This window comes from Arthrobacter sp. ZBG10 (assembly GCF_001238605.1).
In the GTDB taxonomy this organism is placed as follows: domain Bacteria; phylum Actinomycetota; class Actinomycetes; order Actinomycetales; family Micrococcaceae; genus Arthrobacter.
The window spans coordinates 1-24,169 of record NZ_LFQH01000012.1 but is presented as its reverse complement, the minus strand read 5'-3'; the positions used below and the strand labels follow the sequence as shown (position 1 = coordinate 24,169).

The 24,169-nt window shown below is 67.6% G+C and carries 18 protein-coding genes; 7 read left to right on the top strand and 11 right to left on the bottom strand.

Going from position 1 to position 24,169, the window contains the following annotated elements; genetic code table 11:
• Nucleotides 1–18 precede the first annotated feature (18 nt).
• The 3 genes from ACU18_RS02940 (at nt 19) to ACU18_RS02930 (ending at nt 4,920) form a co-directional block, all read left to right on the top strand.
• A complete protein-coding gene (locus ACU18_RS02940; RefSeq protein WP_050684050.1) occupies nt 19–1,353 on the top strand; it encodes an HRDC domain-containing protein in 1,335 nt (444 codons plus the stop codon).
• A 118-nt stretch (nt 1,354–1,471) separates the two neighbouring features.
• A complete protein-coding gene (locus ACU18_RS02935) occupies nt 1,472–2,752 on the top strand; it encodes a thiolase family protein (RefSeq protein WP_050684049.1) in 1,281 nt (426 codons plus the stop codon).
• Nucleotides 2,749–4,920: a 3-hydroxyacyl-CoA dehydrogenase NAD-binding domain-containing protein gene (locus ACU18_RS02930; protein WP_050684048.1), complete on the top strand. Its 2,172-nt coding sequence runs from the start codon at nt 2,749–2,751 to the stop codon at nt 4,918–4,920. The genes ACU18_RS02935 and ACU18_RS02930 overlap by 4 nt, the downstream gene beginning before the upstream one ends.
• Before the next feature lie 98 nt (nt 4,921–5,018).
• On the opposite strand, the gene ACU18_RS02925 is transcribed toward ACU18_RS02930, so the two are convergent.
• Genes ACU18_RS02925 through ACU18_RS02915 form a run of 3 tightly spaced genes read right to left on the bottom strand, consistent with a single transcriptional unit; the run spans nt 5,019 to nt 8,595 of the window.
• Nucleotides 5,019–6,980, bottom strand: a complete 1,962-nt coding sequence (locus ACU18_RS02925; RefSeq protein ID WP_082178152.1) for an ABC transporter ATP-binding protein — start codon at nt 6,978–6,980, stop codon at nt 5,019–5,021.
• Between the two features lie 2 nt (nt 6,981–6,982).
• On the bottom strand, nt 6,983–7,726 hold the full coding sequence (locus tag ACU18_RS02920) for an energy-coupling factor transporter transmembrane component T (RefSeq protein WP_050684047.1): 744 nt from the start codon (nt 7,724–7,726) through the stop codon (nt 6,983–6,985).
• A 50-nt stretch (nt 7,727–7,776) separates the two neighbouring features.
• A complete protein-coding gene (locus ACU18_RS02915) occupies nt 7,777–8,595 on the bottom strand; it encodes a hypothetical protein (RefSeq protein WP_050684046.1) in 819 nt (272 codons plus the stop codon).
• Between the two features lie 217 nt (nt 8,596–8,812).
• Between ACU18_RS02915 and ACU18_RS02910 the strand changes: the two genes are divergently transcribed.
• Nucleotides 8,813–10,237: a mycothione reductase gene (locus tag ACU18_RS02910; protein ID WP_050684045.1), complete on the top strand. Its 1,425-nt coding sequence runs from the start codon at nt 8,813–8,815 to the stop codon at nt 10,235–10,237.
• A gap of 29 nt (nt 10,238–10,266) precedes the next feature.
• On the opposite strand, the gene ACU18_RS02905 is transcribed toward ACU18_RS02910, so the two are convergent.
• The 8 genes from ACU18_RS02905 to ACU18_RS02870 form a co-directional block, all read right to left on the bottom strand.
• Nucleotides 10,267–11,292 carry a nucleoside hydrolase gene (locus ACU18_RS02905; protein ID WP_050684044.1) on the bottom strand — a complete coding sequence of 342 codons (1,026 nt, stop codon included), beginning with the start codon at nt 11,290–11,292 and terminating at the stop codon, nt 10,267–10,269.
• A 6-nt stretch (nt 11,293–11,298) separates the two neighbouring features.
• A complete protein-coding gene (locus ACU18_RS02900; RefSeq protein ID WP_050684043.1) occupies nt 11,299–12,276 on the bottom strand; it encodes an aldo/keto reductase in 978 nt (325 codons plus the stop codon).
• 10 nt (nt 12,277–12,286) lie between these two features.
• On the bottom strand, nt 12,287–12,847 hold the full coding sequence (locus ACU18_RS02895; protein WP_050684042.1) for a hypothetical protein: 561 nt from the start codon (nt 12,845–12,847) through the stop codon (nt 12,287–12,289).
• Nucleotides 12,844–13,425: a DUF402 domain-containing protein gene (locus ACU18_RS02890; RefSeq protein WP_050684115.1), complete on the bottom strand. Its 582-nt coding sequence runs from the start codon at nt 13,423–13,425 to the stop codon at nt 12,844–12,846. The genes ACU18_RS02895 and ACU18_RS02890 overlap by 4 nt, the downstream gene beginning before the upstream one ends.
• 32 nt (nt 13,426–13,457) lie before the next feature.
• Nucleotides 13,458–15,431: a 1-deoxy-D-xylulose-5-phosphate synthase gene (gene dxs, locus ACU18_RS02885; protein WP_050684041.1), complete on the bottom strand. Its 1,974-nt coding sequence runs from the start codon at nt 15,429–15,431 to the stop codon at nt 13,458–13,460.
• A 128-nt stretch (nt 15,432–15,559) separates the two neighbouring features.
• Nucleotides 15,560–18,370, bottom strand: a complete 2,811-nt coding sequence (gene acnA / locus ACU18_RS02880; RefSeq protein WP_050684040.1) for an aconitate hydratase AcnA — start codon at nt 18,368–18,370, stop codon at nt 15,560–15,562.
• 152 nt (nt 18,371–18,522) lie between these two features.
• Nucleotides 18,523–19,911 carry a class I SAM-dependent RNA methyltransferase gene (locus ACU18_RS02875; protein WP_050684039.1) on the bottom strand — a complete coding sequence of 463 codons (1,389 nt, stop codon included), beginning with the start codon at nt 19,909–19,911 and terminating at the stop codon, nt 18,523–18,525.
• Complete coding sequence (locus ACU18_RS02870) at nt 19,911–21,884, bottom strand: APC family permease (RefSeq protein ID WP_050684038.1); 1,974 nt, start codon at nt 21,882–21,884, stop codon at nt 19,911–19,913. The genes ACU18_RS02875 and ACU18_RS02870 overlap by 1 nt, the downstream gene beginning before the upstream one ends.
• A 118-nt stretch (nt 21,885–22,002) precedes the next feature.
• Here ACU18_RS02870 and ACU18_RS02865 point away from each other — a divergent pair, with 118 nt between their 5' ends.
• From ACU18_RS02865 to ACU18_RS02855, 3 genes are all read left to right on the top strand, one after another.
• The gene (locus ACU18_RS02865) at nt 22,003–22,677 is read left to right on the top strand and encodes a potassium channel family protein (protein WP_050684037.1); all 675 of its coding nucleotides are present in this window, start codon (nt 22,003–22,005) and stop codon (nt 22,675–22,677) included.
• Nucleotides 22,674–23,456: a potassium channel family protein gene (locus ACU18_RS02860; RefSeq protein ID WP_050684036.1), complete on the top strand. Its 783-nt coding sequence runs from the start codon at nt 22,674–22,676 to the stop codon at nt 23,454–23,456. Before ACU18_RS02865 ends, ACU18_RS02860 begins: the two co-directional genes overlap by 4 nt.
• A gap of 198 nt (nt 23,457–23,654) precedes the next feature.
• Nucleotides 23,655–24,169: IS110 family transposase (locus ACU18_RS02855; protein WP_157407527.1), on the top strand; the 515-nt coding region annotated here is incomplete at its 3' end.

Genomic DNA, 24,169 nt, shown 5'->3' with positions numbered 1-24,169 from the left:
CGGTAAACTGGAAGCATCATGACCCCAAACATTCCGGAAAACACCACGGCCGGCGACCCGGCTGCTGAGACCGCACCCCACATCACGGTGGAGGGCTTCGAAAGCCCCATCCCCGAAGTCATCGAGCTCGACACCCCCCGCGAGGGCGTCCCCCTGGTCATCGAAACGGCCGCCGGACTGGAACGGTGCGCCGCGGCCATCGCCGCCGGCACGGGGCCTGCCGGGGTCGACGCCGAACGGGCGTCAGGGTTCCGCTACGGCCAGCGTGCCTTCCTGGTCCAGATCCGGCGCGAAGGCGCCGGCACCTGGCTGATCGACCCCGAGCCGTTCGACAACCTGGACATCATCAACGACGCCCTCTCCGGCGTCGAATGGATCCTGCACGCCGCCAGCCAGGACCTGCCCTGCCTGTCAGAGCTGGGCATGTGGCCGGAGCGGCTCTTCGACACCGAACTCGCCGCCCGCATCGCCGGGCTCCCCCGCGTTGGCCTGGCCGCCGTGATTGAGCAGCTGCTGGGCTTCGGCCTCGCCAAGGAGCACTCCGCAGCGGACTGGTCCACCCGCCCCCTCCCCGAGCCCTGGCTGCGGTACGCGGCCCTGGACGTGGAGGTCCTCGCCGAGCTCCGCGAGGAACTGATCGAACTGCTGGCAGCCGACGGCAAACTGGACTACGCCGAGCAGGAGTTTGCCGCAATCCTGGCAGGGGGTGTGGCGCCGCCCCGGGTTGACCCCTGGCGGAAAACCTCCGGCCTGCACCAGATCCGGGACCGGCGCCAGCTGGCCGCTGTCCGCGAACTTTGGCTGGAACGCGACTCGCTGGCCCAAAAGCGCGACGTCGCCCCGGGCCGGCTTATCCCCGATTCGTCCCTGGTGGCGGCAGCCAAGGCCATGCCCACCACCGTCCCGCAGCTCCTGGGCACCAAGGGCTTCCACGGCCGCGCTGCCCAGCGTGAAGCACCGCGGTGGCTGCGCTGCATCGCCACCGCCCGCGCCATGGAGGACCTGCCGCCGCTGCACCTGCCCACCAACGCCCCGCCGCCGCCGCGCGTCTGGGCCGACAGGGATCCCGAGGCCGCAGCCCGGCTGGCCACGGCCCGCCCGGCCCTGCAGGAGCTGGCGGAGAAGCTGAACCTGCCGCTGGAAAACCTTTTGACCCCGGACACCCTCCGCCGGGTGTCCTGGCGGCCGCCGGCCGAGATCACGGCGGAGGGCGTCGCAGCCGGTCTGCTGGCCCTGGGTGCCCGCCGCTGGCAGGTCGAGCTGACGGCGCCCCTGATCACCGAGGCGTTCCTCAACCCGCAGCCGCTTCCCCCCAAGGAACCGCGGCAGCCCGTGGCTGTCGCGGGACAATAGCCGCCTCCCCAGGGCCCTTGCGGCCTAAGTTACTCACGAGTAACATCGAGTTTACCGACGCCCGGCACTGCCGCACTCCGGCATGCGGCCGGCGCACCGTCTCGATGAGGAGTAATACGTGAGCCACCACGGAAACGGCGCAGCCCAGCGCACCGTCCGCGACGTCGTTTTTGTCGACGGCGTCCGCACCCCCTTTGGCCGGGCGGGAGAGAAGGGGATCTACGCCGGAACCCGCGCCGATGACCTGATCGTGAAATGCATCCGCGAACTGATGCGCCGGAACCCCGCACTGCCGGCAGAGCGGATCGACGAGGTGGCCATCGCCGCCACCACCCAGACCGGCGACCAGGGGCTCACCCTGGGCCGCACCGCCGCATTGCTGGCCGGGCTCCCCCGCACCGTGCCCGGCTTCGCCATCGACAGGATGTGCGCGGGCGCCATGACCGCCGTGACGGCCACTGCGGGCGGCATCGGATTCGGCGCCTACGACGTGGTCATCGCCGGCGGCGTGGAGCACATGGGAAACCACCCCATGGGTGCCGGGGCGGACCCCAACCCGCGTTTTATGTCCGAACGGCTGGTGGACCCGGCAGCCCTGAACATGGGTAACACCGCAGAAAACCTGCACGACCGTTTTCCCGCCATCACCAAGCAGCGGACCGATGCTTACGCCGTCGCTTCACAGGAGAAACTGGCCGCCGCCTACGGTGCAGGCAACATCCAGCCGGACCTGGTTCCGGTGGCCACCAAGAAGCCGGGCCAGGGCTGGACGGTCAACAGCGTGGACGAGCCGCCCCGCCCCGGCACCACCCTGGCCGACCTTGCAGCGCTTCGCACCCCGTTCCGCGCCCACGGCCGGGTCACGGCCGGCAACGCAGCGGGCCTGAACGACGGTGCCACGGCCGCACTGCTGGCGTCGTCGGAAGCCGCCGCCGAACTTGGCCTGCCCGTGAAGATGCGGATGGTCAGCTTCGCGTATGCCGGCGTCGAGCCTGAGGTTATGGGCATCGGGCCCGTCCCCGCCACCAAAAAGGCCCTCCGCAACGCCGGGCTGGACATCTCCGACATTGGTCTGTTCGAGATCAACGAGGCTTTCGCGGTCCAGGTCCTGAGCTTCCTGGACCACTTCGGCATTGCCGACGACGACCCCCGGGTCAACCGCTACGGCGGTGCCATTGCCGTAGGGCACCCGCTGGCATCCTCCGGGGTGCGGCTGATGACCCAGCTGGCACACCAGTTCGAGGCCGACCCTTCAGTCCGGTACGGCATCACCACCATGTGCGTGGGCCTGGGCATGGGCGCCACCGTGATCTGGGAAAACCCGCACCACCCCGACTACAGCGGCGCCGCACCCACCGCCGCCGCAACCGCAACCGCCGCCGAAGGAGCCACCGCATGAGCGCCACCGATTACCGGGAACTGGCAGCCCTCTTCCCCGACGAGACCATTACCCACTCCTACGTCCAGGACATCGAGCTCCCAGCTGCGGGCGGTAAGCCGGGCGGCGGAACGTTCGCCCTGATCACGCTGGACAACGGTCTGGACCATACAAAGCCCACCACGCTGGGGCCCAATACCCTCATTGAACTGGGACAGGCCCTGGAGGCCCTCCGGGACCGGGCGGCCCGCGGTGAGATCGTCGGCGTCGGCGTGACCGGAAAGCCCCACTACCTGGTGGCAGGCGCCGATCTTTCCGCCGTGAAGTCGCTGGAGCAGCGCGAACATGGCCTGTGGATGGCCCAGCTGGGGCACGATGTCTACTCCACCCTAGCCAACCTGGGGGTGCCCAGTTTTGCGTTCATCAACGGCGCTGCCCTGGGCGGCGGGCTGGAGGTGGCGCTGCAGTCCACTTACCGCACCGTTTCCACTGGCGCCGGCGCCCTGGCCTTGCCGGAGGCCTTTATCGGCCTGGTGCCCGGCTGGGGCGGCGTCTACATCCTGCCCCGCCTGATCGGCCCCGAAAACGCCGTCAAGGTCATGATCGAAAACCCGCTCAGCAACAACCGGACCCTGACCGGCCAGCAGGCCTTCGGGCTGGGCATCGCTGACGCCCTGTTCGAACCCGCCGATTTTGTGGAGCAGTCCCTGGCGTGGGCAGCGCGCGTGATCTCCGGTGACGTGGTGCCGGAGCGTCCCGACGCCGTCGACCCCGCCGATCCTGCCACCGCCGGACGCTGGGACGCCGCGGTGGCAGCGGGCCGGCACCTGGTGGAAGCCAAAACATCCAACGCCGCGCCCGCGCCGGGCAAGGTCCTGGACGTGATGGCGGCCAACCGCACCATGACGCAGGCCGAGTCCGCGGCACTGGAATGCGAAACCCTGGCCGACCTGATGCAGACCGACGAATTCCGCTCCACCGTCTACGCCTTCCTGGACCTGGTCCAGAAGCGGTCCAAGCGTCCAGCAGGCGCCCCCGACCGCAAGCTGGCCCGGCCCGTCACGAAAGTGGGGGTGGTGGGCGCGGGCCTGATGGCCGGCCAACTGGCCCTGCTCTTTGCCCGGCAGCTCAAGGTTCCGGTGGTCCTGACGGACATTGACCAGGCCCGGGTGGACAAGGGCGTGGGCTATGTACACGCCGAAGTGGACAAGCTGCTGGCGAAGAAGCGAATCAGCCAGGACGCCGCCAACCGGACCAAAGCGCTGGTGACAGGATCCGTGTCCAAGGCCGCGTTTGCCGACGCCGACTTTGTCATCGAAGCGGTCTTCGAAGAACTGAACGTCAAAAAGCAGGTCTTTGCCGAGCTCGAAGGCATCGTGTCGGACGAGTGCATCCTGGCCACCAACACCTCGTCGCTGTCCGTCACGGCCATGGCGGCGGACCTGCAGCATCCCGAGCGCCTGGTGGGGTTCCACTTCTTCAATCCGGTGGCTGTCATGCCGCTGCTTGAAATTGTCCGGGCCCCGCGGACCGACGACGCGGTCCTGGCCACGGCCTTCGAACTCGCCAAGGGCCTGCGGAAGACGGGTGTGCTGGTCAAGGATGCGGCGGCGTTTGTGGTCAACCGCATCCTCCTGCGCCTGATGGGAGAGGTCACCGCTGCGCTGGACGAAGGGACGCCGGCTGACACCGCCGACACCGCACTGCGGCCCATGGGCCTGCCCATGTCGCCCTTCACCTTGCTGGCCATGGTGGGCCTGCCGGTGGCGCACCATGGCCAGGAATCCCTGAACACGGCCTTTGGCAGCCGCTTCCCGGTCTCTTCCAACCTGCAGAAACTAATCGATAGCGGCGTCAAGGGACTCTGGGAAGACGTGGACGGCACCCGACGGATCCCCGATTCGACGCTCGCCCTCATGTCCTTCGGGACCCAGCCGTCCACGGCCGAACAGGTGCTGCGCCGCACCCAGGACGCCCTGGCGGAGGAGATCGGCCTGATGCTCGCCGAAGGCGTGGTGGCCGGGCCGGAGGACATCGACCTCTGCATGATCCTTGGCGCGGGCTGGCCAATGTTCCTGGGCGGCATCACGCCGTACCTGGACCGGGTGGGGGCTTCCGAGCGGGTCAACGGCAAGCGGTTCCTGCCGGCCGGTGTGGCGTCCAGCGTCGCGGTGGGCGCGGACGCCTGATCCGGGCCGGGTTTCCGGTGCCGGGCCGGGATTCGGTGCCGGCCGGGTTTCCGGTGCCGGGCCGGGATTCGGTGCCGGGCCGCGTTTCCGGTGCCGGCTTAGCCCGGAACCAGGCTGCCGCCCGTCAACCGGAGAATGCGGTGCGCCGCCGTCCGGGCGTACTCCACATCGTGGGTGACCAGCACGACGGCGGCGCCCGCCTCCGCGGCCGACCTCACCGCGGCGTCCAGGACCGCCAGCCCGTTGCCGTCCAGCCCGACGGTGGGCTCGTCCAGCGCCAGGACGGCTGGCCTGCGCGCCAGGACTGTGGCCAGGGCCAGGAGCCGCTGGTGGGAGCCGGGCAGTTCGGCGGGGTGCTCCCCTGCTGAATCCGCCAGGCCCACCTGGGCCAGGGCAGCCAGTGCCCGGTCGCCGCCTGGAGCCTGGCCGTCCCGGGCGGCGTCGATGCGGCCCAGGGGGCTCAGGCGGTCCAGGCGGTCCAGGCGGTCCAGGTGGTCCAGGCCGAACTGCACCTCGCGCAGCAATGACCGTTCAAACAGCTGGTCGCGCGGGTGCTGGAAGAGCAGCCCCACGTGAGCGGCCGTGCGGCCCACCGGGACGCCGGCAATATCTGCGCCGTTCACCAGCACCTTGCCGGTCACAGGTCGCAGGAGTCCGTTGAACATCCGCAGCAGGGTCGATTTCCCGACGCCGTTGGGCCCCGTGATGGCAACAATCTCGCCCGGGTGCACCTCAAGGAAAAGGTCCCGCAGGATGGACCCCCAGGCTGGTTGCACGCCAGCGTCAACGGCTGCGTTCCGGGTTGTTTCCAGAGCTGGGTCCGTTGTTGCCGGTTCTGCTGGTGTCTGTTTTGTTGTTGTGGGGTCTTCCAGTGTCGGTTCCGCCGGCGCCCGGCGCCAACGGCTGCGCCAGGGCCGTCCGGCCGTTGCCCGCGCTGCAGTTGCGGGCGCTGCGGTTGGGGGTGCGTCGAACCCAAAGGTGACGTCCGTAAGCTGCAGTGCCGGTGCGCACTTGCCCTGCAGACGTGGTGCTTGCGGGTTCCGGACGCCCGGGGCAGCCGGCACCGGAGTTGCGGCGAAGGATCCGCCGGCCGCTGGGTGACCTGCCCGCGCAACCGACGTTCCGGCGGCGACCCCGCCGGTGCCCTGACGACCTGCCGCGCGGCGGATGCCCGCCGGCAGCAGGGCGGGCGCGGACATCAGCCCGTCAGGTGTCCCGCTGGTTACCACGGTGCCTCGGTCGAGGATCAGCCAGGAGTCCGCGTCAAGGAGCGGCGGGTCGATGGCCTGGCCCAGGATCACCACGGCAGTTCCGGCCTTGTTCAGGTTGCGCACAAAGTCAGCCAGACCCGCCGAGCCAGCAGCATCCAGCGAAGCGTACGGCTCATCCATCAGCACCAATGGCGGGCCGGTGATGACGGCGCAGCCGATCGCCAGGCGCCGGAGCTGACCCCCGGAAAGCCGGTCAGGGCGGCGGTCCAGGAGTGCGGAGAGTCCCAGCAGGCCAGCAGTCCGGGTCACGGCTTCGCGCATGGCCGCTGGCGCCGTGCCCTGGTTTTCGAGCCCGAACGCCAGCTCCTCGGCCACGGTGGCCCGGACAGTGGACAGGATGGCTGCCGCGTCCTGGGGAACGAAGCCCACCTGGCGTCCCCAGGCGGCGGGATCGATGCGGGGGTCCGCGGCGGTCCCGCCAAACGCGATCCGCGTCCCGGAAACCTCGAGGTGGCCCTGCAGTGTTCCCCCGCTTCCGGGCAGCAGCCAGCCGGCCAGGAGCCTGCCCAGGGTCGATTTTCCGCTGCCCGAGGCGCCCAGTATCGCTGTCAGCGAGCCAGGCTCTACTGCTAGATCAATGTCCTGCAGGGCAGCTGCCGTATGGTCGGGGTAGGTGAAGTTGCGGATGCTGGCTGCCAGGACATGCCCGGCACCTGCAGCTGCAGGTGCACCTGCTGTGGCGGGCGTCCTGGCCTCCGGTTCCTGCCCGGCACCTGCAGCACCTGCTGTGGCGGGCGTCCCGTCCCGGGGTTTTTGCCCGGCGGCACCGAGCCGTTGTGGTTCAGCCATGGCTACGCTCCCCCGCTTCCGGGCCACAGCCGCCATGCCACAGCAGCGGCGGCCGCAAGGACCAGGGCGGGACGCAGCAGCCGCTGAGCGGCAGAGTCGGGCACTTCCCGGTAGCTGGTGCGTGGTCCCGGCGCACCAAAGCCCCGGGCCTCAAGCGCTGCGGCACGGGTGCCGGCATCTTCCACCAGGGACAGCACCAGGGGCACTACCTGCTGCCGGAAGGCTGCCAGCCGGGCCACCGGCCCGCGCCGGATCACCAGGCCGCGCGCTTCCTGGGCCTGCCGGATGTGGTCCACGCGTGCGGCGATGGCAGGCAACAGCGTAAGAGTGGAAGCCAGGACAAAGGCGAACCGGCCCCGCACACCGCGGGCGGACAGCGCGGCCACCAGGTCCGGCACGCTGACGCTGAACGAAAACAGCAGGAGGACCAGCACCACTGCCGAAAGCTGCACTCCCCGCCCGCCAGCAAACGCCAGCCCTTCAGCGGTCACGCGGACAGGACCCCACTGCGCCAGCACGGTCAGCCCGCCGGGAAAGGAAAGCCCATGGACCAGCAGCAGCGAAAACCCCAACGGCACCAGGATGGCCACGGCGGTGGGCAGCAGCCGGCGGGCCGAACCGCTGACGGCCGAAATGCCAACCGCCACGACAGCAACGGTGAGGGACAGCGGCAGGCTGGCTGCCGCCGTCGTCATAACTGCTGTGCTGCCGGCAGCGGCAAGCAAGGTCAACGGGTGTAGGCGCACTGGCGTCAGCTACCGGTGTTCGGGGGTTCGGTGGATCACGGGCCTGCTGCTCAGGCAGCCCGGTCCGTGGTGTCGCCGGCCAGGACGCGGTGCCTGCGCAGGAAAGGGAACTGCATCCGGGCCCGGCGGGGCAATGCGTAGACCAGAACCGCCACCACGGTGAAAACGATGGCCTTGTCCATGGGGTCCGAGATCAGGGCCTGCTTGGTGATGGCCGCCAAAAGTGTGTCGCCCATGGCGCGGAACGCACCCACAATCGCACCGGTGGCGACGCCGGAGGTACCGCCGAAGACAAATGCGGCCACCGGCGCCGAGACCACGCCGCCGATGATGCCCGTCACAAAACCCGCCACCGGGGCGAGGTAGAAGCGGCGGAAGAAGCCGTGCCGGGCGGCCAGGCCTGCCAGGGCGCCGATCAGGGCGGCGCCGGCAGCAAACGGAAGCACCGTGGGATTAAAGAAGGACCAGATGATGCTGCTGAGGGCGCCCGTGGCGGCACCGGCGGCCGGGCCTGCCAGGACGGCGATCAGCACGGTTCCCACCGCGTCAAGGTAGAACGGGACCAGGGTGCTGCCCACAAACTGGCCCAGCACGATGTTCAGCACCAGCGCCACCGGGATCAGGGCCACGGTGGATGCCGGCAGGGTGGGCAGGACTGCGGCGATCAGCAGGACCGCGCCCACCAGGAACCCGGAGAGGGCAATGAGGGCCGGGGCACTGCCGGGGCCGCCGGTGATGTCAGCGGGCTGGTTCAGCACCAGGTAGATGTAGGTTCCGGCGATGGCCAGGGCACCGGCGGCCTCCAGCAGCCTGCGCTTCCGGGCTGCGCCGGGGCCGGCTGCGGGCAATGTCAGGGAGGGCGATGACATGGGGTTTCCTTCAGGGGTGCGGGCACGGGGACCGGAATTGCCGGGCCGCGCGGAACGCCGCCTATGTCACCTCGGCAGCGGCCTGCGGACAATGCGTCCGGCGGGCCGCCCACCATTCTACGGGCCGGGCGCGGCATGCTGCGCCGTCCTGCCATAAACTGCCGGAGGAAGGCCGGGCGGACCCGGAGCCCATTTTTACCCCCGGAAAGACGGATACATGCCCCACTATGACCTGGCCATCATCGGCTCCGGATCCGGCAACTCGCTGATTACGCCGTTTTGGGACACCAAGCAGGTGGCCCTGATTGACGGCGGCGTGTTCGGCGGAACCTGCCTGAACGTGGGCTGCATCCCCACCAAGATGTACGTCTATCCGGCGGGCCTGGCGGCGACGCCTGCCGAGGCTGCGCGGCTCGGGGTGGATATGAGCCTGGACAAGGTGCACTGGAACGGCATCCGCGACCGGATCTTCGGCCGGATCGACGCCATCGCCGAGTCCGGGCGGAAGTACCGGGCAGATGAACTGGACAACGTGGACCTGTACCAGGAGTACGTGCGGTTCACGGGGCCGCGCACCCTCGTGGGCACGTCCGGCGTCGAAATCACCGCCGACCAGGTGGTGGTGGCGGCAGGGTCCCGGGCGGTTCTGCCTGACGTACCGGGAATCGACCTGCCCCAGGTGCACACCTCCGACACCGTGATGCGCATCGACGGGCTGCCCGCCAGGGTTGTGGTGGTGGGTGGTGGCTACATCGCCGCCGAGTTCGCGTCCGTCTTCGCCGGATTCGGCTCCGAGGTCACCCAGGTGAACCGGTCAGGCCGGCTGCTGCGCGGCATCGACGCCGACGTTTCAACGCGCTTCGCCGCCGCGGCCGCCGCCCGCTGGAACCTGGTGCTGGACCACTCCCTGGAAGCCATCAACGATAACGGCGACGGCACCGTGACTGCCGTGTTCAAGGCCGCGGACGGCAGCCCGCTGCGCCTCGAGGCGGACGTGGTGCTGATGGCCACCGGCCGGGTCCCCAACTCCGACCGGCTGGACGTGGCTGCGGCCGGCTTCGACCTCACCAGCAACGGCACCCTTGCCGTGGACGGCAACCTGCGGATCCTGTCGGAGGGCAAGCCAGTAGCGGGCCTCTATGCGCTCGGGGACATCGCCAACGAATACCAGCTCAAGCACGTTGCCAACCGGGAAACCCGGGTGGTGGCCAACAACCTGGAAAACCCGGACCGGATGCGCAGCATCGACTACACCGCCGTCCCGTTTGCCGTGTTCTCGAACCCGCAGGTGGCATCCGTTGGCTTGTCCGAGGAGGACGCGCGGGCAGCAGCGGAACCGGGCACCGACATTGTGGCGGCAGTCCAGGACTACGGCAGCACGGCCTATGGCTGGGCCATGGAGGACGAAGAGGGCGTGGTCAAGCTGGTGGCGGAGAAGGCCACCGGCCGGCTGCTGGGAGCGCACATCATGGGCCATGAGGCCTCCATCCTGATCCAACCCCTGGTCCAGGCCATGGTGGCCGGCACAACAGTCCACCAGTTGGCGCGCGGCCCGTACTGGATCCACCCCGCGCTGACCGAAGTGGTGGAGAACGCGCTCCTCGCCTTGGACGTGGACGTCCCCGCAGACGCGCCCCTGTAGGCCGGTCCGTTGCCGTCGTCGGAAAGCCTTCAGCCCAGCCGGGTGGCGAGGCGTCCGACGGCGGCCACCAGCTCCGTGAAGGCCTGCTCCGGGTTGTTTGCCGAAACGATCCAGGCGTTGGGCGGTGCATTCCATAGCGCGCGGTAGTCCGCAACGGTGGTGCCGATCAGCAGTGGCGATTCCGTTTCGACGTCCACCGTGGCCAGCCGGGTGGCGTGTTCCAGGGTTCCGGCTGCCACCCCTGCAGCGAAGAAGTCGTGGACGTGGGCCAGGTAGCCCTGGTCGTAGTGCCGGTGGAATTCGAAGTAGAACCGCAGTGCGTCGGACAGGTGCCGGATCAGCGCGTTGCTGCTGGTGCTGGCCTGCCCCTCGGGCTGGTCCGGCAGGACCAGTTCGGGAACCGCTGCGCCGGCCGCTGCCGCAAGCTCCTGCACGTGGCGGGGATGCAGCTCCATCCGCTCGGTGGTGTCCAGTGAGCAGATGACGGGCAACCGGTCCAGGGGTTTGCCCCGGTATGCGGCAAACACCTCCTTGGCCGCGTGCGGATCAACGTGGGTGTTCCATTCCGCGGTGGGTGTGGTGTTTCCCTGGTGGTAGAAACTGCCGCCCATGATCACCACCCTGGCCAGCAGGTCCGGCAGGTCCGGTGCCCGGCGCAAAGCCAGCGCAAAGTTGGTCAGCGGCGCCGTGATGAGCGCCGTCAGCTCCCCCGGCCTGGCCCGCGCGTGTTCAATCCACAGGTCAACGGCGTCGCGGTCCGAAACGGCACCGTCGGGTTCCGGCAGGACGGCGTAGCCGATTCCCTGGGGGCCGTGGGTTTCCGGCGTTGTGACCAGTGGAATGGACAGCGGCACCCGCGCGCCAACCGCCACCTCGACGCCGGGCCGCCCGCACAGTTCCAGCAGCGCCAGGGTTGTGCGGGCCACCTGGTCCGCGTCCACGTTCCCCGGCGAGGCCGTCACGGCCACAAACTCCGTGTCAGGGAGTGCCGCGAGGTAGGTGATGGCCAGGGCGTCGTCGATCCCGGTGTCGACGTCGAGGAGGTAGGACGTCATGGTTGCCTAGAAGAGTGCCACCTTGGGGACAGCCGGAAAGATGCTGTCCAGTTCGGCCAGGTCAGCCGTGCCGGGCTGCCAGTCTGCCGCGGCGGCGTTCTGGTGCACCTGTTCGGGCTTGGTGGCGCCGGCGATCACGCTGGCAACCGACGGCTGGGCGGCGAGCCAGGAGAAGGCCACCTCGATTTCCGTCAGGCCGCGTTCCTTGGCGAACCGGCTGTAGGCGCCCAGCTGGTCCCAGTCGGCGTCGTTCACCAGGTTGGTGCGGGTGTGGCTGAGCCTGGAACCGTCCGGGGCGTGGCCGGGCGAATATTTGCCGGTCAGCAGGCCGTTGGCCAGGGGGAAGTAGGGCAGGACACCCAGGCCAAACTCCTCTGCTGCGGGAGTCACCTCCAGTTCGGCGCGCCGGTCCAGGAGGTTGTAGTGGTTCTGGGTGGAGATGAACCGGGTGCTGCCCAGTTCGCGGGCCACGTACTCGGCCTGGGCGATCTGCCAGCCGGAGCGGTTGGAGTGCCCGATGTAGCGGACCTTCCCACTGCTGACCAATGCGTCGAGTGCTGCAAGCGTCTCATCAATGGGCGTAAGCGGGTCCGGTGTGTGGAACTGGTAAAGGTCGATCCAGTCCGTTCCGAGCCGGCGCAGGGACGCGTCCGCGGCCTGGATGATGTAGCGCCGGGATCCCCGGGCGCCGAAGTCCGGTCCGCTGGCGCCCTTCATGTCCATGCCGAACTTGGTGGCCACCACGGCGGCGTCGCGCCGGCCGGCCAGGGCCTTGCCCAGCATGGTCTCGCTCAGGCCGGGTTCGCGGCCGTAGGCATCAGCGACGTCGAAAAAGGTGATGCCGGCGTCGAGTGCTGCGTGCACCACGGCGTCAGTGCCGGCCTGGGACTCGGTGGCGGTGTTGGCCCGGCCAAGGTTGTTGCAGCCCAGCCCCACGGTGGAGACTGTCAGTCCGGATTTTCCGACGCGGCGGTACGAGGTCACAGGCGGGCTCCTAAAGGGTGAAACTGTTGGCGGGCTTGGCGGAATGCTTGAGCTTGAAGGTGCCCGGTTCGTTGAACGCGGCGGCACCGATGCTGAGCTTGGTGAAGTCGAGGTCTTCGCCGCGGGCGCAGACCTTGATGGCGTTGACGGCCTTGTTGACGTCCGGCACCAGGCAGAAGATGTTCAGCTTGAAGGCGGTGAATTCCGAGCGTTCCACAGTGCCCAGGCCACGCCACGCCAGATGGCTGATAAAGGCGTCCGTGGCCTTCTCCTCAAGGTAGCGGTCCCGTTCGGTGCCTTCACGGGTTTTGAGGGCAAACTGGGCCACCACCCAGGACAGCTCGGATTCGGGAATTTCGGCATAGCCGTCTTCGGCGCACTGTGCCGCGAACGCGTCCAGGAGGCCGTCGGCTTCGGCGCTGCCGGGCACGTCGGTTTCCTCTGTTTTGCTTTGGTGGCCCACTACGCCGTAATTCATCACAAACTGGTTGTAGTCCTCATCGAACCAGGCTTCCCGGAACTGCAGGACACCTGCCTCGTCGCGTTTGTAGACCCTGACAATTTCACTCATGTGCGTCCCTTGGTAAACCATGCGGCATCGGTGCCATCGAACGGCGCCTGCTGCGCCGAGACGGCCTGGTAAAGCTCCTGGGTGGACTGCTGCAGCGATGCTGCCAGCCCGTCCGGATAATCCATCTGTTCGCGGTGTTCGGCGAATTCGTCCTCGTCGTCGATAAACACCCCGCGGCTGTCCATCCGGATCACGTCAAGGTCCATGTCGATCACATGGAATTCCATCACTCCGCGGCGGATGGGCTGCCATTCGTGGGCCACGGCGAGGTCGATGTAGACGCGCATCCCGTGGGGGTGGGCGTCGTCGTAGAACGTGGCCACCCAGTCCCCCTGGCGCGGAACCAGCAGGACGGCGTCCGACTCGGTGTAAAACGCGAGGCCGGGGCGGGAGCAGAATTCGTTGGTGCCCTGGAAGATCCACCAGCCGTGCTCGTCCTCGCCCAGATAGCGTCCGGGCACCACCCAGTGGGCGGTGCCGTCCCATTTCCGGTTGCGGGCCACCACCAGCTGTCCCGGTTCCAGGCCCACCGGAACGCGGGTGGCGCCCGGCTCCCCGTGTCCGGCGGGTGCCCCCAGGACTCCGGGGTACTGCAGGATCTCCCCGCCCCTCACAGGATCGGCAGGCTGCCGGTGGTGGGGTGCTCCTGGCCCGGCAGCGGGCGTGCGAACGGCACCTTGGTGCCCAGCACCTGGGCAACAACGTCATGCGTGATCTGCTGGGCTGTCAGGCCCACGCGTTCCATCACCTGGCCGCGGGTGCCGTGGTCCAGGAATTCAACGGGCAGGCCCACTTCGTTCAGGGCTGTGTCAACACCGGCGGCCCGCATTTCCTGGCGGATCCTGGAGCCTACGCCACCGGCCCGGACGCCGTCCTCGATGCAAATGACCAGGCGGTGGTGCGAGGCCAGCGCGATGATCGAGCGCCGCACGGGCAGGACCCAGCGGGGGTCAACCACCGTGGTGCTGATGCCCTGCGCGCCGAGCCGGTTGGCAACATCGAGGGCGAGTTCCGACATTGCGCCGACGCTGACGATCAGGACGTCGTTTTCGGTGGCGCCCGACGGGCGGCGGGACAGGACATCCACGCCGTCGCTGAGCCGCTCAAGGGCCTCGACCTCCGCACCGACGGAGCCTTTTGAGTAACGGACCACGCTGGGCGCGTCGCTGATGGCCACGGCTTCGCGGAGTTCCTCGCGCAGCCGGGTGGCGTCACGGGGCGCTGCCAGGTGCAGGCCGGGGACGATCTGCACCATTGACATGTCCCACATACCGTGATGGCTGGCGCCGTCCGGTCCGGTCACACCGGCCCGGTCAAGGACGATGGTCACGCCCGCTTTGTGCAGGGCGACATCCATCAGCAGTTGGTCGAAGGCCCGGTTGAGGAACGTGGCGTAGACAGCGACCACCGGGTGCAGGCCGCCGAAGGCCATGCCGGCGGCGGACGTCAGGGCGTGCTGTTCGGCGATGCCTACGTCGATCACGCGGTCGGGGTGCCTGGCCGCGAACTTGTGCAGGCCCACGGGGATGAGCATGGCGCCCGTGATGCCCACAACGTCTTTGCGTTCATCGGCGATCGCCGCGATTTCGTCGGCGAAGACGGACGTCCAGGACTGGGCGCCGGCGCTGCCCGTAGGTTCGCCGGTTTCCGGGTCGATGATGCCCACGGCGTGGAACTGGTCCGCTTCGTGGGCCCGGGCCGGGGCGTAGCCGTGGCCTTTTTCGGTCATGGCGTGGACAATCACGGGGCCGGCGTAGTTCCTGGCCGTGGACAGGGCGTGTTCCATGGCCTGCAGGTTGTGGCCGTCCACCGGGCCGATGTACTTCATGCCGAGGTCCTCGAACATGCCCTGGGGTGCCCACCAGTCCTTGATGCCCTTTTTCATGGCATGCAGGCTCTTATAGGTGAACTGGCCGGCAGGGCCGCCGTTCTGCAGCTTCCGCTTCCACCAGTCCAGGGCGCCTTCGTACGCTGGCGCGGCGCGGAACGAGTCGATGGTGGGCCGCAGGGACGCCAGGTAGTCCGCGAAACCGCCTACGGTGGGCGCGTAGGACCGGCCGTTGTCGTTGACCACGATGACTACGCGGCGGCGTTTGTCGGCGGCGATGTTGTTGATGGCCTCCCAGGCCATGCCGCCGGTCAGGGCACCGTCGCCCACCACGGCGACGACGTGCCGGTCACCTTCGCCCGTCAGCTGCCGGGCGCGGGAGATGCCGTCCGCCCAGGACAGGGAGGACGAGGCGTGGGAGCTTTCCACGATGTCGTGGACGGATTCAGCACGTGACGGGTAGCCGGACATGCCGCCTTCCTGGCGGAGGGTGCTGAAGTCCTGGCGTCCCGTGAGCAGCTTGTGGACGTACGACTGGTGGCCGGTGTCAAACACAATGCTGTCGCGGGGTGAATCGAAGATGCGGTGCACGGAAAGCGTCAGTTCCACCACGCCGAGGTTCGGTCCGAGGTGGCCGCCCGTCTGTGAGACGTTTGTGATCAGGAAGTCCCTGATCTCGGAGGACAGCGTTTCCAGCTGCTCCCCGCTCAACTCGTTCAGGTCCTGCGGTGTCCGGATGGTGTCCAGGATTCCCAAATGGCCCCTCCTTCGGGTGGTAGACGTGCCGCTTAACTCTAACGCCTCGGCCCACCCGAACAGCCGAAGCCCCGGCTGGTCGGTGACCGGCCGGGGCTTCGGGGTGGTGCCTGCTGGCAGGACCTGCGCTAGTTCGCGGAGATCTGGCGCAGCACGTACTGCAGGATGCCGCCGTTGCGGTAGTAGTCCGCTTCGCCCGGCGTATCGATGCGCAGGACGGCGTCGAACGACTTCGAGGAGCCGTCTTCAGCCGTCGCCGTGACCTTGAGGGTCTTCGGCGTGGTGCCCTCGTTCAGGGCGGTGACGCCCTCAACGGAGAACGTCTCCGTGCCGGTCAGGCCCAGCGTGGCTGCGGACTCGCCGGCCGGGTACTGCAGCGGCAGGACGCCCATGCCGATGAGGTTGGAGCGGTGGATCCGCTCGTAGCTCTCGGCGACGACAGCCTTGACGCCCAGCAGCGCGGTGCCCTTGGCGGCCCAGTCACGCGAGGATCCCGAACCGTATTCCTTGCCGGCCAGGACCACCAGCGGGGTGCCGGCAGCCTGGTAGTTCTGCGCGGCGTCGTAGACGTAGGATTGGGGACCGTCGGCCTGGGTGAAGTCGCGGGTGAAGCCACCCTCAACGCCGTCCAGGATCTGGTTCCGGATGCGGATGTTCGCGAACGTGCCGCGGATCATCACTTCGTGGTTGCCACGGCGTGAACCGTAGGAGTTGAAGTCCTTGCGCTCCACACCGTTGGCCAGGAGGTACTGGCCTGCGGGGGTGTCGGACTTGAACGAACCGGCCGGGGAGATGTGGTCGGTGGTGACCGAATCGCCCAGCTTGAGCAGCACCCGGGCACCGGCGATGTCCGTCACCGGCGCGGGTTCTGCCTGCATGCCCTCGAAGTACGGGGGCTTCCGGACGTACGTGGAGTTCGGATCCCAGGCGAACGTGTCGCCGGCGGGGGTGTCCAGGGCCTTCCAGCGGTCGTCGCCGTCGAAGACGCCCTCGTAGCCGCGGGCGAACATGTCGGAGTCGATCGAGGAATCGATAACCTGCTGGACCTCGACCGGGTTGGGCCAGATGTCCTTCAGGAAGATCTCGTTGCCGGCTTCGTCCTTGCCCAGCGCGTCGGTGTCGAAGTCGAAGTCCATGGAACCGGCCAGGGCGTAGGCGATGACCAGCGGCGGGGAGGCCAGGTAGTTCATCTTGACGTCCGGGTTGATCCGGCCTTCGAAGTTGCGGTTACCGGAGAGCACTGCGGTGACGGAGAGGTCGTTGGCCTGGATGGCCTCGGAGATCTCGGCGTCCAGCGGGCCGGAGTTGCCGATGCAGGTGGCGCAGCCGTAGCCCACGATGTAGAAGCCGAGCTTCTCCAGGTACGGGGTGAGGCCTGACTTCTCGTAGTAGTCGGTGACTACCTTGGAGCCCGGCGCCACGGAGGTCTTGACCCACGGCTTGGAGGTCAGGCCCTTGTCCACGGCGTTGCGTGCCAGCAGTGCTGCGGCAAGCATGACCGAGGGGTTGGACGTGTTGGTGCAGGACGTGATGGAGGCGATGGAGACCGCTCCGTGGTCCAGCTCGAATTCGCGTCCGTCAGCCGTGGTGACGTGCACCGGGTTGGACGGGCGGCCCACCGCACCGTTGGCGGCGGATTCCACGCGGCTGGTTTCGGTGGTGTGCGAATCAGCGTGCGTGAACGACGGGGCGTCCGAGGCCGGGAACGACTCGTCCAGGGACTCGTCGACGCTGCCGTCCTCGATGGCCACGTAGTTGTGGATGTCCTTGCGGAACTGCTCCTTGGCGTCCGTGAGCTCGATGCGGTCCTGCGGACGCTTCGGGCCGGAAATGGACGGCACAACGGTGGACAGGTCCAGCTCAAGGTACTCGGAGAACTTGATCTCACGGGAAGGATCGTGCCAGAGGCCCTGTTCCTTCGCGTAGGACTCCACCAGGGCGACGTTCTCTTCCGCGCGGCCGGTGAGGCGCAGGTAGTCGAGGGTGACGTCGTCGATCGGGAACATGGCGGCCGTGGAGCCGAACTCCGGGCTCATGTTGCCGATCGTGGCACGGTTTGCCAGCGGCACCGCGGCAACGCCTTCGCCGTAGAACTCCACGAACTTGCCCACGACACCGTGCTTGCGGAGCTGCTCGGTGATGGTCAGCACCACATCAGTGGCGGTGGCGCCGGCCGGGATGGACCCGGTCAGCTTGAAGCCCACAACGCGCGGGATCAGCATGGAGACGGGCTGGCCCAGCATGGCAGCCTCGGCTTCGATGCCGCCAACGCCCCAGCCGAGCACGCCCAGGCCGTTGACCATGGTGGTGTGCGAGTCGGTGCCAACGCAGGTGTCGGGGTAGGCACGCAGGGCGCCATCCACCTCGCGGGTCATGACGGTGCGGGCCAAGTATTCGATGTTGACCTGGTGCACAATGCCGGTTCCCGGCGGAACGACCTTGAAGTCATCAAAGGCCGTCTGGCCCCAGCGCAGGAACTGGTAACGCTCCCCGTTGCGCTGGTATTCGATCTCCATGTTGCGCTCCAGCGCGCCGGAGTTACCGAATGCATCGATCTGGACCGAGTGGTCAATGACCATCTCGGCAGGAGCCAAGGGGTTCACCCGCTTGGGGTCTCCGCCCAGTTCCTTGACCGCTTCACGCATTGTCGCCAGGTCCACCACACAGGGGACGCCGGTGAAGTCCTGCATGATCACGCGTGCCGGCGTGAACTGGATTTCTGTATCGGGCTGGGCATTTGGATCCCAGCCTGCCAGGGCGCGGACGTGATCGGCAGTGATGTTCGCGCCGTCCTCGGTCCTCAACAGGTTTTCAAGCAATACCTTGAGGCTGAACGGAAGGTTTTCTGCACCTTCAACGGAGTTCAACCGGAAAATTTCGTATTCGGTTCCGGCTACATTAAGTTTGCCTTTTGAACCGAAGCTGTCCACAGTGCTCATCGCAGGACTCCTCTCGCAACAGTTTCATCTTTGTCGCGCGGTTGACCGCTTGCTAGTTAGGAAGCCCTAATTAGTCCGGGCTCGAAAATTGCACACGGCCGGCCGTGGAAACGGAGCGCGACGTGGGACTACTTAGCCCCATAGTAGTGGTATCAGCCGCGCGGAGTCAGCAGTGCCACCGTCTCCAGGTGGTGGGTGTGCGGATAAAGATCGAACCCGCGCAGCCCGGCAAGCTCCCAGCCCTCCTGCTGGAAGTAACCCACGTCACGGGCGAACGACGCCGGATCGCAGGATACGTAGGCAATGGCCCGGGGTGCCGCGGCAACGAGTTGGCGCACCACGTCCTTGCCGGCGCCGGCGCGGGGCGGGTCAAGGACCAGGGCGTCGAAATTCCGCGGCTTCTGGCGCAGGACGCGTTCCACACGCCCCTGTTCGATCTCCACCTGCGGTGCTGCGTGCAGGTTTTTGCGGGCGTCGCGGCTGGAGCCGGTGGCGCCTTCGACGGACAGGACCGAGCCTGTCTCACCCACCGCGTCCGCCAGGACTGCGGTGAACAGCCCGGCCCCGGCGTACAGGTCAGCCACCACTGAGCCAGGCGCCAGGAAGCCCCCGCCGTGCAGGAATTCTGTGACAGCGCCCACAAGCGCTCCGGGCGCGTCGCGGTGGATCTGCCAGAAGCCTGCACCGGTGACCCGGTACTCGTGGCCGACGGCGGTTTCCTGGACCCAGGTGCGGCCCCGCAGCTGCTGGACTTCTTCGGTCTCCGGATCAAGCGCGGCGACGGACACGTCATCGGGAAGCTGGGCGGCGATCCGGCTCAGCCGTTTGGGTGTGGTTCCAGCACCCGGCGCCAGGAGCACCAGCGGGCGGGAGCCGTTGGCGGGTGCCGCGACTTCGACGCGTTCGATGCCCTGCAGGTCGATGTCCCAAAGGTTCAAGGCGTTGACGGCGTCCGTGGCCAGGGGCATCCCGCGGACGGGGACGATATGCGTGGAGCGGTGCGCGTGCATGCCCAGCTTGCCGCCGGTGGTGACCGAGAAGCTGGCCCGCGTGCGCCACCCAAGGCCTGTCCCGCCGTCGGCCGCTTCACCTGCCGCTTCCACGGCGTCACCGGACCAGCCAGCCACGGGCCCGTCGATGCCGGCGAGCCGCTGGAGCTGTTCGTTGAGCACCTCGGCCTTAAGCCGGCGCTGCCGGGCCAGGGTAATGTGTCCGAACTCGGCGCCGCCCACGGGCGGGTGGCCGGCCCCCCAGGCCCGGCCGGAGTCGGCTGCGCGCCAGAAATGCTCCACCCGGTCCGGGGACGCCTCCAGCACCTCCACAACGTCGGCCCGCCAGAACTTGGCCTTCTCCCCCGCGTCCGTCAGCCGGACCCGGACTTTCTCGCCGGGGATGCCGTGCCGGACAAAAATGACCCGGCCCTGGTGCCGCGCGACACAGTGGCCGCCGTGCGCCACGGGGCCCACCTCGAGGATGAACTCCTCTCCGGCGTGCGCGCCGGAGTCAGCGGGGGCGGGATGGGTGGAGGTCTTGCCGGTCATTACACGTCCTGGAGGTTCTTTGCTTCTTCGGATGATTTGAGCTGCCACGGCACGCTGGCCACCATGACCCCGGGCTCGAAGTGAAGGCGGGTCTTGATGCGCAGCGCTGTCTGGTTGTGCACCAGCTGCTCCCACCACTTTCCCACCACGTATTCGGGGATATAGACCACAATCAGGTCACGCGGGGAATCCAGGCGCATCTGCTTGACATAGTCCATGATCGGGGTGACGGTTTCGCGGTAGGGGCTGGCGAGGACCGTGAGGGGAACAGGGATTTCGAGCTTTTCCCAGTCCGCCACGGTGTGTGCCGTTTCGCCGGGTTCAATGTCCACCGTAATCGCATCGAGCCGCGAGGGCCGCGAGGCGCGGGCGTAGGCCAGTGCGCGCAGGACGGGTTTGCGGACGTGGGAGACCAGCAGGACGGCGTGCACGCGGGTGGGCAGGGCGCGGGGCGAGGAGTCTTCGTCCACGGCCAGTTCCTTGGCCACGTTGTCGTAGTGGGCGCGGATGCTCCACATGATCAGGAACAGGACAAACATGGCCAGCAGGGCAATCCAGGCGCCCTGCTCGAACTTGGTGATCAGGACAATGACCAGCACCAGCGCCGTCATGCCGAAACCGATGCTGTTGATGGTGCGGGACTTCGCCATCCTGCGCCGGACGGCTTTGTCCTTGGCCAGTTTCAGTTCCCGGCCCCAGTGCCGGATCATGCCCAGCTGGCTGGCCGTGAAGGAAATGAACACCCCCACGATGTAGAGCTGGATCAGCTTGGTGACGTCGGCATTGAAGGCGATGATCAGCACCAGGGCGCCCGCGGCGAGGGCCAGGACGCCGTTGCTGAAGGCAAGCCGGTCGCCGCGGGTCCGCAACTGGCGGGGCAGGTAGCCGTCCTGGGCCAGGATGGAACCCAGCACCGGGAAGCCGTTGAACGCGGTGTTGGAGGCGAAGACCAGGATAATGCCGGTGGCGGCCACCACGATGTAGAACGGGATCGAGCCGGGGCCGAAGATGGTCTGGGCGATCTGGCTGATGGCGGGGTTCTGGATGTAATTGTCCGGCAGTGGCAGGCCGTTGAGCAGGAATTCCGTGGCCGGGTCCAGCACGATGTGGACCTTGGTGGCCTGGGCCAGGTACATGATGCCGGCCAGCATGGACGCGCCGATCACGCCCAGCAAGAGAAGCGTGGTGGCCGCGTTTTTGCTTTTGGGCTTTTTGAAGTTGGGCACGCCGTTGCTGATGGCCTCCACGCCGGTCAGGGCGGCGGCACCCGAGGAGAAGGCCCGCAGGAGCAGGAAGGCGCCGGCGAGGCCCACCAGGCCTTCATCGAAGCCGGGGGCGGGCACGATCGTGAACGCCGCGGACGGCGCCTCGCCGAGCTGGCCGGTGGCCGCCTGGTAGACGCCGACGCCGGTCATGCCCAGGATCGAGGCCATAAAGATGTAGGTGGGCACGGCAAAGACGCTGCCCGCCTCCTTGACGCCGCGGAGGTTCACCAACGCAAGGATTACGACGCCGATGGTGGCGATGAGGGCTTGTTGCCCGTGCAGGGCGGGCACGGCCGTGGTCAGGTATGCGGCGGCCGAGGACATGGACACGGCCACAGTCAGGACATAGTCCACCAGGAGTGCGGACGCGACGGTGAGCCCGGCGTATTTGCCCAGGTTCTCGTTGGCGATCTCGTAGTCGCCGCCGCCCGAGGGGTAGGCGTGCACGTTCTGCCGGTAGGAAGCCACCACCGTCAGCAGCACCACCATCACGGCCAGGCCCACCCACGGAGAGAAGGCCACCGCGCTGACCCCGGCCAAGGCCAGGGTGAGCAGGATTTCATCCGGCGCATAAGCCACGGAGGAGAGGGCGTCGGAGGCGAAGACCGGCAGTGCAATCCTTTTGGGAAGCAAGGTGTGGGCCAGGCGGTCGTTCCTGAAGGGCCGGCCCACCAGCACGCGTTTGACGGCGTTCAATATTGTCAGCACTCCACAAAGCTAGTCTGAATCAAGAGCTGTGTCATGGCGGCCCGGGGAAGGCGATTAACGGCGGCATGCCGGTAGAGTTCTAGCTGCACGGCCCGGGCTTGAATACAGAGGAGAATCGGTGGCGCATTTCGTGATCATGGGATGTGGCAGGGTGGGGGCGACGCTGGCGCACACGCTGGAGGACGCCGGCCATTCCGTCGCCATCATCGACCAGGACGACAGGGCCTTCCGCCGGCTCCGCCCGGGATTTACGGGCCGCAAGGTGACCGGCGTCGGATTCGACCGGGACACCATGAAGCAGGCCGGTGTTGACGACGCCTACGCCTTCGCTGCTGTCTCCAGCGGCGATAATTCGAACATCCTGGCCACGCGGGTGGCCCGGGAGACGTTCCATGTGCCGCATGTTGTGGCCCGGATCTACGATCCCGGCCGCGCGGAAATCTACCAGCGGCTGGGCATCCCCACCGTAGCTGCGGTCCGCTGGAGCGCGGACCAGGTCCTGCGCCGCATCCTCCCCGAACAGCACCTGGCCGGTGACTACCGTGAGCCCTCAGGGCGCCTGGTGCTCGCGGAGGTGGACCTCGACGCCGGGTGGATCGGGCACCGGATCAGCAGCATTGAACAGGCTGCGTCCGTCCGGGTTGCGTACCTGACCCGCTTCGGGGAAGGCCTGCTGCCCGACGCCGGGACCGCCTACCAGGACGGCGATACCGTGCACGCCATGCTGCAGGTTGACCGCAGCGCCCAGGTCGCCCAGATCCTGGCCAAAGCCCCCGCCAAGGAGTTGCAGTGAAAGTGGTCATCGTCGGCGCTGGCAGCGTCGGATCCTCGATCGCCCGGGAGCTTTTGTCCCACAAGCATGAGATCCTGCTGATCGACCTGAAGCCCGAAGTGATTGGCCGCAGCGGCCTGCGGGGAGCGCGGTGGCTGGTGGGCGACGCCTGTGAGCTGAGCACACTGCAGAACGCCAAAATGGAGGACGCCGACGTGGTGGTGTCCGCCACCGGTGACGACAAGGTCAACCTGGTGGTCTCCCTGCTGGCCAAGACCGAGTTCGGCGTGGGCCGCACGGTGGGCCGGGTGAACAACCCCAAAAACGACTGGATGTTCAACGATTCCTGGGGTGTGGACGTGGCCGTCAACACCCCGCAGTTGATGACGGCGCTGGTCGAGGAAGCCGTGGAAATTGGCGACCTGGTGAGGCTGCTGACGCTCCAGACGGGGGTGTCCTCGATTGTTGAGTTCACCGTGCCGCACGACTCGCACGTGATCGGCCGGACGGTGGGCACCATTGAATGGCCGGAGGATTCCACCCTGGTGGCGATCCTGCGGGACCACGCCCCCATCACGCCCAGCCGCGACGATGTGATCGATGGCGGGGACGAGCTCTTTTTTGTCACCACCATCGCCGCCGAAGACGAACTGCGGGCCTTGCTGTCCGCAGAGTCGGCCGGCACGGAGCCAGCCGATGCTGATCCGGACGGAGCTGACCGGACCGGCACTGATCGGACCGGCGCTGATCGGACCGGCGCCACGGGTCAGCATGCGCCGGAGGACGGGTTCGACGGGTAGCCCAGCGGGTTATTGCGGTGGGGTTGGGATGCCTGCTGTTTGCCTGCTAGACGATATGAAGTGTGGCGGGCCGGCCCTGAGGTAGGGGCCGGAACCTCGGGTTCAAAGAGGTTCGTGGGTTGCCGGTCGGCTCTTTCCGCACGCAGGTGCGGGGTGTGAACTGGCAGAGCCACATTTGAACGTCTGGAGGTTCCAGCCATGAATAAGCGTACTTACGTGGGTTTGGATGTCCATGCCCGCAGTGTGAAGGGCTGCGCGATAGACCAGGAAACCGGTGAAATCCTCCGTCAGAGCCTGGCCGGCAGCGAGGCCGGGGTTTTGGAGTGGGTTTCGGGTTTGCGTGGTCCTGTCCTTGTTGTTTATGAGGCAGGCCCGACCGGTTTCGGGTTGGCTCGGCGGCTGGCCGCTGCAGGGATCGAGTGTTTGGTTGCAGCGCCGTCTAAGCTGCAAAGGCCTTCCGGGGACCGGGTGAAAACAGATGCCCGGGATGCTGAGCATCTTGCCCGGCTGGCGCTACTTGGACAGATCACGCCCGTGCGGGTTCCTGGGAACGCCGATGAAGCAGCCAGGGATCTCGTCCGTGCTCGTGAGGACGTCCGGGCAGACCTGATGCGGGCCAGGCATCGGATCTCGAAGCTTCTCCTGCGCCACGGTTTGGTTTACTCCGGGGGCAATGCCTGGACCGACGCCCACCACACCTGGCTGCACCGGCA

Excerpts from the sequence above, each read along its gene's own strand:
- acnA (WP_050684040.1), bottom strand. The coding sequence starts at position 18,370 with ATGAGCACTGTGGACAGCTTCGGTTCAAAAGGCAAACTTAATGTAGCC.
- ACU18_RS02925 (WP_082178152.1), bottom strand. The coding sequence starts at position 6,980 with ATGGCTGAACCACAACGGCTCGGTGCCGCCGGGCAAAAACCCCGGGAC.
- ACU18_RS02875 (WP_050684039.1), bottom strand. The coding sequence starts at position 19,911 with ATGACCGGCAAGACCTCCACCCATCCCGCCCCCGCTGACTCCGGCGCG.
- ACU18_RS02940 (WP_050684050.1), top strand. The coding sequence starts at position 19 with ATGACCCCAAACATTCCGGAAAACACCACGGCCGGCGACCCGGCTGCT.
- ACU18_RS02910 (WP_050684045.1), top strand. The coding sequence starts at position 8,813 with ATGCCCCACTATGACCTGGCCATCATCGGCTCCGGATCCGGCAACTCG.
- ACU18_RS02895 (WP_050684042.1), bottom strand. The coding sequence starts at position 12,847 with ATGAGTGAAATTGTCAGGGTCTACAAACGCGACGAGGCAGGTGTCCTG.
- ACU18_RS02905 (WP_050684044.1), bottom strand. The coding sequence starts at position 11,292 with ATGACGTCCTACCTCCTCGACGTCGACACCGGGATCGACGACGCCCTG.
- ACU18_RS02915 (WP_050684046.1), bottom strand. The coding sequence starts at position 8,595 with ATGTCATCGCCCTCCCTGACATTGCCCGCAGCCGGCCCCGGCGCAGCC.
- ACU18_RS02930 (WP_050684048.1), top strand. The coding sequence starts at position 2,749 with ATGAGCGCCACCGATTACCGGGAACTGGCAGCCCTCTTCCCCGACGAG.